The sequence below is a fragment of the Bathymodiolus japonicus methanotrophic gill symbiont genome, from assembly GCF_019721995.1.
Taxonomy (GTDB): Bacteria; Pseudomonadota; Gammaproteobacteria; order Methylococcales; family Methylomonadaceae; genus Methyloprofundus.
Genome location: NZ_BLYC01000013.1, coordinates 88245 through 97399 on the forward strand (window position 1 = coordinate 88245; position 9155 = coordinate 97399).

General features: G+C 42.2%; 10 protein-coding genes and 2 pseudogenes. 6 read left to right on the plus strand and 6 right to left on the minus strand.

Going from position 1 to position 9155, the window contains the following annotated elements; genetic code table 11:
• The first annotated feature begins 27 nt into the window (after positions 1 to 27).
• Genes K6984_RS16910 through K6984_RS16920 form a run of 3 tightly spaced genes read left to right on the plus strand, consistent with a single transcriptional unit; the run spans position 28 to position 3062 of the window.
• On the plus strand, positions 28 to 1557 hold the full coding sequence (locus tag K6984_RS16910) for a phytoene desaturase family protein (RefSeq protein ID WP_230988147.1): 1530 nt from the start codon (positions 28 to 30) through the stop codon (positions 1555 to 1557).
• On the plus strand, positions 1557 to 2045 hold the full coding sequence (locus tag K6984_RS16915) for an NAD(P)/FAD-dependent oxidoreductase (RefSeq protein ID WP_221896585.1): 489 nt from the start codon (positions 1557 to 1559) through the stop codon (positions 2043 to 2045). Before K6984_RS16910 ends, K6984_RS16915 begins: the two co-directional genes overlap by 1 nt.
• Positions 2046 to 2069: 24 nt before the next feature.
• Positions 2070 to 3062: an NAD(P)/FAD-dependent oxidoreductase gene (locus K6984_RS16920; protein ID WP_221896586.1), complete on the plus strand. Its 993-nt coding sequence runs from the start codon at positions 2070 to 2072 to the stop codon at positions 3060 to 3062.
• Here the strand turns inward: K6984_RS16920 and K6984_RS16925 are convergent.
• Genes K6984_RS16925 through K6984_RS33960 form a run of 3 tightly spaced genes read right to left on the minus strand, consistent with a single transcriptional unit; the run spans position 2972 to position 4059 of the window.
• Positions 2972 to 3205 carry a hypothetical protein gene (locus K6984_RS16925; protein WP_221896587.1) on the minus strand — a complete coding sequence of 78 codons (234 nt, stop codon included), beginning with the start codon at positions 3203 to 3205 and terminating at the stop codon, positions 2972 to 2974. The two genes, K6984_RS16920 and K6984_RS16925, sit on opposite strands and share 91 nt — an antisense overlap.
• Positions 3160 to 3903, minus strand: a complete 744-nt coding sequence (locus K6984_RS16930; protein ID WP_221896588.1) for a hypothetical protein — start codon at positions 3901 to 3903, stop codon at positions 3160 to 3162. Before K6984_RS16930 ends, K6984_RS16925 begins: the two co-directional genes overlap by 46 nt.
• Positions 3904 to 3930: 27 nt before the next feature.
• Positions 3931 to 4059, minus strand: coding sequence for a hypothetical protein (locus tag K6984_RS33960; RefSeq protein ID WP_263458596.1), 129 nt, complete (start codon positions 4057 to 4059; stop codon positions 3931 to 3933).
• A 205-nt stretch (positions 4060 to 4264) separates the two neighbouring features.
• Between K6984_RS33960 and K6984_RS16935 the strand changes: the two genes are divergently transcribed.
• Complete coding sequence (locus K6984_RS16935) at positions 4265 to 4657, plus strand: helix-turn-helix domain-containing protein (RefSeq protein WP_221896589.1); 393 nt, start codon at positions 4265 to 4267, stop codon at positions 4655 to 4657.
• Positions 4658 to 4663: 6 nt separating this feature from the next.
• On the opposite strand, the gene K6984_RS16940 is transcribed toward K6984_RS16935, so the two are convergent.
• Positions 4664 to 5962 (minus strand): transposase, encoded by a 1299-nt coding sequence (locus K6984_RS16940; protein ID WP_221893851.1) that lies wholly within the window; start codon positions 5960 to 5962, stop codon positions 4664 to 4666.
• Positions 5963 to 6180: 218 nt separating this feature from the next.
• Here K6984_RS16940 and K6984_RS16945 point away from each other — a divergent pair, with 218 nt between their 5' ends.
• Positions 6181 to 6759, plus strand: coding sequence for a winged helix-turn-helix domain-containing protein (locus K6984_RS16945; protein ID WP_221896590.1), 579 nt, complete (start codon positions 6181 to 6183; stop codon positions 6757 to 6759).
• Here K6984_RS16945 and K6984_RS16950 read toward each other — a convergent pair.
• Positions 6742 to 8085, minus strand: coding sequence for an IS4 family transposase (locus K6984_RS16950; protein ID WP_420831625.1), 1344 nt, complete (start codon positions 8083 to 8085; stop codon positions 6742 to 6744). The two genes, K6984_RS16945 and K6984_RS16950, sit on opposite strands and share 18 nt — an antisense overlap.
• A 71-nt stretch (positions 8086 to 8156) precedes the next feature.
• On the opposite strand from K6984_RS16950, the pseudogene K6984_RS16955 reads away from it, so the two are divergent.
• A pseudogene (locus K6984_RS16955) lies at positions 8157 to 8501 on the plus strand (transposase); the annotation flags it as partial.
• 255 nt (positions 8502 to 8756) lie between these two features.
• On the opposite strand, the pseudogene K6984_RS16960 reads toward K6984_RS16955, so the two are convergent.
• Positions 8757 to 9155: pseudogene (locus K6984_RS16960) on the minus strand (IS1634 family transposase); the annotation flags it as partial.

Here is a 9155-nt window from a genome sequence, read left to right on the forward strand (position 1 = left end):
TATTAAAGCTTATGGTATTTGCAATATATGCAGCAAAAGAAAGTTGATATTGTTGTTATTGGTAGTGGTATTGGCGGGTTGACTGTGGCAGCTTTGCTGGCAAAATCAGGCCGGCAAGTTTTGCTGTTAGAACAGCATGACCGTGCTGGTGGTTATGCGCATGGCTTTAAACGCAAAAAATATTCTTTTGATGCAGGGGTTCACCTTAGCAGTGGTTGTGGGCTACAAGGATTTGAGGGTGGGCAGATAATCCGCAAAGTTCTTCAGGCCATAGGCCAGTATGAGAAATTTGAGTTTATCAAAGTTAACCCCTTTGCCTTTGTTTCTATCGGTGATATTGAGGTGGAATTACCTGTTTCAATAGACGCTATGGTGAATCAATTGGCTGATTTATTTCCATCTGAGCGTCAGGGGCTGGTTGACTTATTGACACTTTGTTTACAGCTGGCAGAACAAGTTGCTAAATGTGATGAGGTCTTGGCGACAACAGGTGTTGATACGATGTACTCGGAGCTGGATTTATTATTCAAATATCGGAGCAGTACTCTCGCAAGTGTCTGGGGCGATTATATTTCGGACCCTCAATTACAATGTATTTTTGCGGCTCAGTGGCCGTATCTGGGTTTACCTCCTGAAAGAGTCTCTTTTGTCTACTGGGCAAGTATGCTGATGGGCTATGTTTCCGATGGTGCCTTTTATTGCAAAGGTGGCTTCCAGAACTTCGCCGATACTCTGGTAACTGGATTTAAGAAGGCTGGCGGTGAGATTTATTACAAGTGCAAAGTCGATAGAATTAATGTCAGTGATAACCAGGTTCAAGGCATACGTCTTGCCTCGGGAGAAATTATTCACGCTAAGACGGTTATTGCGAATGCTGATATGTTACAGACAGTCTACCAACTAGTCGGTGAAGAATATTTCCCTAGCCGTTATCTAGCCCGCTTGCAACGCATGCAAGCTTCTTGTTCTTTGTTTGTTGTCTATATTGCGACAGATCTGGATCTAGTGCAGGCAGGAGCCCATCATGAGGCATTTTATTATCATCAGTTTAACCACGAAGATAACTATAATAGAGCCCTGCAGGGAGAGGTTTCCTGGTTAGGCATATCAGTGCCGACACTGGTTGACGATAGTATTGCACCAAAGGGTGAGCATTTAATGGTGTTAACCGTGTTGGCAAATTTTAATCAGGCTGATAACTGGCAGCTAGCTAAAGCTGAGTATACGCATAAAATGCTGGACTTTGCTGAGACTAAATTTCCTGGCTTGAAGTCCCATATTCTGTTTATAGAAGCAGGATCACCCGCAACCATGCAGCGTTATACCCTGAATAATAAAGGCGCTGCTTATGGCTGGGCGGTCACTCCAGAGCAAGTAGGTGCAAACCGTATCGCTAATCAATCTCCGATAGAAGGACTTTATTTTTCCGGGCATTGGACTACACCCGGTGGCGGTGTCTATGGGGTTAGTTATTCCGGGGTACAAACTGCGATGCAGGTGTTAGGTTTGACTAAGCAGAATGAACTTTGGGCTTTATGTGCTGAAGGAAGTCACTGATGCATAAATCCTATGACCTTATTATTATGGGTGGTGGCTTGTCTGGCCTGACCCTGGCTATTCAACTAAAGCGCAGAATAAATAGTCTTAGTATTCTGATTGCAGAAAAAGCATTTTATCCGATGCCAGAAGCAGCACATAAAGTGGGTGAGTCTTCGGTAGAAATTGCCAGTTTTTATTTTGACGAAATGTTGGGCTTAAAGGCCGAACTGGACAAGGAATTACCTAAACTAGGCTTACGCTTCTTTTATAGCAATAAGGATAATAAGGATATTAAACAACGCATTGAACTAGGTCCAAGTCGATACCCCTTCTCAAAAAGCTATCAATTAGATAGAGGACGGTTTGAGAATTCTCTCATTAAGCACGGGCTGAAGCTCGGAATAGATTTCAAGGATAATTGTAAGATCAAGGATATTTCTTTAGGTAAAAATGATCACCAGGTTACCTTGTTACATAAACAGCAAGAACACATCATTCAGTGCTAGTGGCTGCTCGATGCAAGTGGTCGTGTGGGGCTGTTAAAGAGGAAATTAAAACTCGCTAAACCTGCCTATCATGATGTCAATGCTTCATGGTTTAGAATTAATCATCAGATCAGAGTGGATGACTGGGTGGATGACCCGCAATGGCAAGGGCAGGTTGAAGAGCCGAGATGGTTAAGTACCAATCACTTGTTGGGCAAAGGCTATTGGGTATGGATTATTCCTCTGTCATCGGGGGCTACCAGTATTGGGATTGTTGCGGATCCTAACAAACACCCCTATGCAGAGCTCAATACTTTTGCACGAGCAAGAGTATGGCTGAGCAAATACGAGCCGCAATTTGCCGGCATTATTGAGGCGCATGTTGATCAGGTTCAGGATTTTCTCACCCTGAAGCATTATTCATACAATTGCAAAAAAATGTTTTCCGCCGATGGTTGGGCGATTACCGGTGATGCGGGTGTCTTTCTTGACCCGTTTTATTCGCCGGGTAGTGACTTTATTGCCATGAATAATAGTTTTATTACAGAATTAATTGTCAAACATTATGCCGGTGAGGATATTGTTCAGGCTACAGGGGAATATGAAAAACTATTTCGTACCCTGTTTTTAGCCTTTGGCACTGTTTATGAAGAGCAATACCCTATCATGGGGAGTGCTAGAGTGATGACTATAAAAGTCATCTGGGACTTTACGCTATATTGGAGTGGTATTGCGCTGTTATTTTTTAGCAATAAATTAACTGACCTGGTCTTTATGCAAAGGGGAGGAGCCCAGTTACAGCAGATTTATCAGCTAAATTTCGAGATGCAGGGACTATTCAGGCATTGGGCGGAAGCAGAATTACCGAACGGTGACATGCGCGATAAATTTTTGAATTACACTCGATGTTCAAGTTTTTCCATCCCATTGCCATCAAACTCTTACCTTCACCCAGCAGAACAATACTTTAATGATGGTGTTGGCTCTAAGCGCCCTAAATCTCTGCCAATCATATGTTTTCCTGATGGCATCAGTTGAAACACATCCTTCGCTGTCAGCCCCGGACGGGCTGATAGTCTCCAGAAGGCGCAGGGAAATTTGCCAATCCGAAGTGCGCGATAGCGCGCGAGGGAGGCTAAAATTTTATCCCGAATAGCCGTAGAGCCATTTGTGGTAGCCATGACTGAGCTGCTTTGTGCTCAGTCTGTGGCGGACGCAGGGCGGCTGGAGCATCTCCTATTCGCTGCGTAGGTGAACGAATTACGGCGACAGGAGTCCCGGAATTTCGTGAGGTAGCATGGCGCGCCTGTATTAATTCACCTAACTCTTTCAGCTTATCACCAGGATCTGGAAACTCTAGCAATGACGTGATGAACTCAAGCAGTACATCCATTTGAGACTTGCGCTGTAAGCTTCCTATGGTATACGCAGGTAGTTTGCTTTCAATGCGGGCTATTTGCTCTGGGTGAAGGAGAAGGCAATGGTCAAACAAAAGACTCAGAATCAGGCCACGGCTTGATCCCTCTTCATCTAATTGTTTGGCCTCAGGCCCCCATCCTTCATAAAGCTTCCAGTCCTCAAAGAAAACCTCAATCAGCCATCTCAACGTATAGGCTTGAATAATATCTTGTGTGCGCCAAGTCAGGTCTGTCGCCACTAAATAGCGATAGTCGTTTTCACCGTCATATTTTAAGGCAATGACAAAGCGTTTTTTACTGTGTGAACTCACCTTTAATCGTGCACTGCTGACAGTCACTCGCTGAAAATCCTGGAAACGGAGCTTTAGCGAAGTGAAGATTTTTAGTCCGCGATAGCCGTAGGGCCGTTGTTTTGTCGGAGTCTGAGCGTTAGCGAAGGTGGAGACAAAATAAAAGGCCATCCGACACGGCGTCAAGTCATTTGGAGCCTATGTTCCGACCCCTTGTTGGGTCGGGACGAGGTGACGAGGACGAATCGGGGCCGCCGGAGGCATAAGTGGTCGCGTTAAGTTTTTGCTGCTTGCTTGGGCTGGGATGCCCAAAACAAGCTTTCGCAAAAATAGCGACTCCCCGATTAATCTCTTTTCCGCCACGTACACGTATTATCTGATCAATGCCTTTGTTAATCGAATTAAAGTAGCTCTCGACTGACCTTATTCTACCTCTATAGACTTTCAGAAAATTAATTTCCGAACAAACAAAAACGACAGAGGGGAAACTGGCTTATAATTTTCGTCCCAACACTAACGGAAACAGTCAAAAATGGTATCCCTCACTTTTTCAAAGTCAATTGTAGACCGACTAAAAAAAAATATGGCGACAGCTCTCAAGCTAAGTAATATTTGTTTATATCGATTAACTCAAGCTCTACTCTGGTTCAGTGAATGCATGGGAATCAAAGAAATAGCACGCCTAATGGGAGTCTGTGAAAAAACCATTATAAATTGGCTGAAAACATTCATGGATAAAGGTGTCGGTTGGTTAATAGGGCAACACTATCAAGGACGTGGTCGGAAGTCAAAGTTAACTAAAGACCAGAAAAATAAATTGGTTGAGTTGATAAAGAAAGGCCCAGAAGACAATGGATTTCATTGTGGAATATGGAATACTGCGATGATTGCCGAGCTTATTTGGTTAAAACTTGAAGTTCGTTAAAACTCATCAGTGTTCCCCTATCAATTGATGCCGTGAGACTAACCTCGCCACAAGAGAGCTCATAAAGCACTGTAAAGACATTCCTGTTATTATTGCGTTTTGAACTGCCCGAATGGTATACGAGCTGATACGAGATATTCTTGCCTGGAAAAATAATGGATTCACAAAACGATCTCGTTTTTGAGCCTGTTGCTGCCTTATCTCCAGAGCCTCGCTATATTTTTTATCCGATGGATGAATCAATTCTGGCTGTTGTGTTTTTGAACTCTCTTCAAACACGCGCATTAAATTATAGCTCATTGCAGTCAGGCGCATTTGATTTTCAAGTGAGCGGGTATTGGAAGACCAAGCTTTAGTTTCCTTGAAATTACTTTTAGTGTTATTGAATGTCTTTTCAATCGTCCATCGCTTGAAATACAGCATGGCAATGGTTCCAGGGTTAATAGTCATTGGCAAGGTTGTCACAAACCGGTGAAGTTTTCCGGTTTCTGGATCACGGTAATCCACCACGTTAAATTTGATGCCCTTGTTTTCGTACACACTGTATGCTTCAACCCCTGTATTGATCTCATGGCGGGAGTCAAAAGGGATAGACTCAACCAGAGTCGCAATTGAATTTTCTTTTAGCATTGAAATCATGTAATTAGCATGTCGTTTCTGCCGATCCCACCAGACAAAGTCGGTGACGGCTTTATCGTAGACATAGAGATGTTTCTGAGAGCTGTTATTTCCCTTGTTTTGCTTTTCAATATGATCTCGTAACACAGGTATTTCTTGATGCCTCTGAGTTCCGTTTGTCACCAGACAAAGAAATCTGAGCAACCCACTTCTGAGATTCAACGCGTAAATCCCCCCAGCCGCATAAACTTTCCCCTTGCTGTTTTTTTCAGTATGGCAGGCATGATCAATAAAATGTCCATCCGCTGCTTCTATGGTGTATTCGTCAAGTTCCGGGAATGCTTTAAGATAATCAATGCCTTGCGACAGCAGTGTTTCAGCGTGAAGATGATAGCTCTGCTGTTCAAATGCCTCAAGCATACTTGTTCGTCTATGCGACTTCAGTGATTTAAAATACGTTGAGTGGGGAAGCAGCTGGCCATAAATCTGTTCATTGGTTTGGAGGAAATGGCGACCACTATCGACTACACTGATACAGCGTAATAACCCAAGGCGAATAAAGTCGATATCCTTCAACTCTGGGCATGAACGAGCCCACAAAGGATGACGCTCTGCTAACAGGGAACGTTCCATACTTTCATTGCAGTGTTGGTGAATATGTTCAGAGAGTGGTAGGTCTTTAAGCATGGGTGATATCCGTTTATGAGGTGATTAAAACGGAAATTTTTAGAAAAATTTTTTCGGCAATTGCAAGCTTTATTTGAAATTATTTGTTGTTTTTTTACGGTGCCTACAGAGTGTCTATTTTCTGTTATAAGTGATTAAAATCAAAAAGATGGAAATATTCGAGTGGTGCTACCTTCAGGTAGGTTATAGGCTGCTTTGTTTAGGTACTTCTTCTTTCAATGGGAACACTGATGTTAAAACTTGAAGTTCGTTATAACTTGAACTATTTATCAAGCCTAATGAAAAAACTGGGCTTCAGTTATCAAAAAGCCCGTTTTGTGACTGATCGCCAAGAAGAAGAAAAGTACGAGCTTGAAAGAAAAACGTGGCTGGAAGAAACATTGCCTGCCATTATGGAAAAGGCGGTAGAAGAAAAGAGTGTCGTTTTATTCGGTGATGAGGTGTCATTTGCTATGTGGGGTTCATTGGCACGAACCTGGGCTCCAATAGGAGAGCAACCCACAGTGAAAACATCAGGGATTCGAAAAGGGTTGAAAATGTTTGGTACGATCGAACTCGAAGGAGGGAGTTTTCAATACCGAGAATCATTGGCTTATGAGATAAAACCAAAGTCACTTAGACTTTTAAAAGAAGCTGGGCTGCCTCAAGAATTTTTAGCTATTCTTAAAAGCTTAAAAAATGAGAAATATCCAACACAGAAGCTTTTTATGGAAGCGATATATTCTATTGCCGACAACGTCTTAATCGAGAGTTATAAGCCACCTCCTTACACACAAGTCCTAAAATACGCCTTTTAGCTTTCTGGCCATTTGAATACCATATACGCAGTCCTGAATCCTCTGAAAACCGATCCAAATACTTTTCGCACCAGGGTCACCATCTGATTTACGCCCTAAAAAACCACCCAATGTCGCTAAATTTCTTAACACGGCATTCAGTGTAGGCACTTTTTTGGGTATCTTTTTGTCCAATAAACCATAAGATGATTTCCATTCTAAAGGATCAAAGATTAATTCAGCAGGCAAGTCAGGACAGATGCGACCTAAGCGCATAAGATACATCACCCGCCAAGCAATAACCATGGCCATGACTAAGGCTTTTTCAATGCGCTCTTTACTGGATAATTGAAGCTTTTCAACCTTGCAGCCCACTTTCAAAATATCAAAAAACATTTCTATTTCCCAGCGACAGCGATACCAGTCAATCAACTCACAGGCTTGATCTTCACTTTCTACCCTTCGATTGCTTAATAAGCGCCATATGAGCGGTGACTTCCCTTTAGGCGGGTTGATTTCTTTTGCCTGAACCAAAGTTACTTCAATACCTTCTTTCCCTTTTACGGGGAAAGTGCAGCGTAACACTTTAATTTCTTGCTGAACTTGTCGCGATTTTTCGCCTTTTTTTCGTGGCTTAATAAAACTAACGCGACTCATAACCTCTTGCTTATCGACGCTATCCCACAGTGTTTCATCCGCTGATAATTTACGGTTATGCCTGGCTCTTACTAGCCAGTCAGCAGGCGTATTTAACGCCTTACTTCTCTGCATAAGACTTAAAATATCACCTTCTCTATCGGCCACATAAACGAGCCGACTTTTAGGGCAACGTTCGGCCATTTCAGCGACACGTTCATAACCTTCTATCCAGCGATCACTTTCTTTTATCGTGGGATTATTTTGATCTTCTGCTTTGCTTTTTCCTCTTGCCCACATCCACGCATCACTAACCCCTAAAGGGAGCCGGTCTGGTGTAATGCAGAGTGTCGGATGCAAGTACATGCCTCTTTGGGCATCGTAAGATAAGCGACCTAAATCCTCAGTTTCTTGTCCATTAAAATCTAATTCTGTCGTATCTTGTAAGCATAAAATAACGGGCTCTTCACTGACTATAATGCGCTGTTCAACTTGATCTGTATGGGCGACTAACAACTTTTCCCATGTCACATTTTCATTTGCATAAAATCGATAAGTCGCTTGTGTTTCAGCCCAGCCTTGGCAAGCCTGAGGAATGCTTAGTTTAGGCGCTTTTACAAAAGTTTCTATCAATTTAACTGCTCTTTTATTAAGCCGTGAATCACCTAAATCTAAATTACAAAATTCCATTTCTGCCCAAGTCTCAGTCATCGTTACTAAAATAATGAGATTTTACACTCTTATATCAGACTTGTGTGTAAGGAGATGGTTTTAATGGTGAAAGCTATGTTGAGTTTTTAACACAATTGCTGGCTTATTATAAAGGCAAGATTATTCTAATTGAAGATGGTGCCCCGTATCATGGAAGCGGTGTTATTAAGGAATTTAAGTTAGCTAATGTAGATCGTTTGACAGTAGAACGTCTCCCTGCGTTCTCGCCGGATTTTAATCCGATTGAGAAATTATGGAAAAATACGAAACGCGATTCGACTCATATGAAGTATTTTAAAACTTTTGAAGATCTTCATGATTCAGTTGTGCAAACTTTTAACACTTATATGCATGATGCCAGTAAAGTGATTTGTGTTATGCAAAAATTGCGGGAAGATTTCGTTGTTACCGCCTAAGTTTAAGCGCTCCAAATTTGGAAATTATTTATCTGAGAAACTATATATTCAATATTTTGGTTTTTACGTAATTGGCTAATCACCTGCGAGCCTCCAGATTCTTTAGCGGCTTCGTCCATAAAGGCTTTTTCACCATACAGCGCATCAGCCAGTACGCCTTTAATTTTAATCAGGCTATGCGCAACTTTAAACTCTTTTAACCTATCTTCGTGACATATACAGTCAATTTCCCATTATTTCAATGAGTTAAATTTTTCAATCGGCCCCAGTTGGCACTACAGGTTTCATATCAACGATCGTTTTAACTTTTCCAATCGGGTCGGGGTTAATATTCAACGCAGTGTATATTTGTTTTTGTCTGGTTTCTGCTTTGCTTGTGGTTCGCAGGTGAATGATTGTATCGTTATCCGTGGGTAAAGTAATGGTCATGCGTTGCTGGGTCGACATCCTGTTGCGAATGCTTTCCCAGCTTAGATGGATGTCCTGCAATCTAAGTTGATAACGCAGTACATGTACCAGGTGGTAAGCTAATAATGTGATGAATAGGTGTCCGGTAACCCGCTCTTCTTTTTTGTGATAGACAGGGCGCAAGCCTAGCTCGGTTTTCAGGCTTCTAAAGGTCGCTTCAATCTCAGTCAGCATGGTATAGGTTAG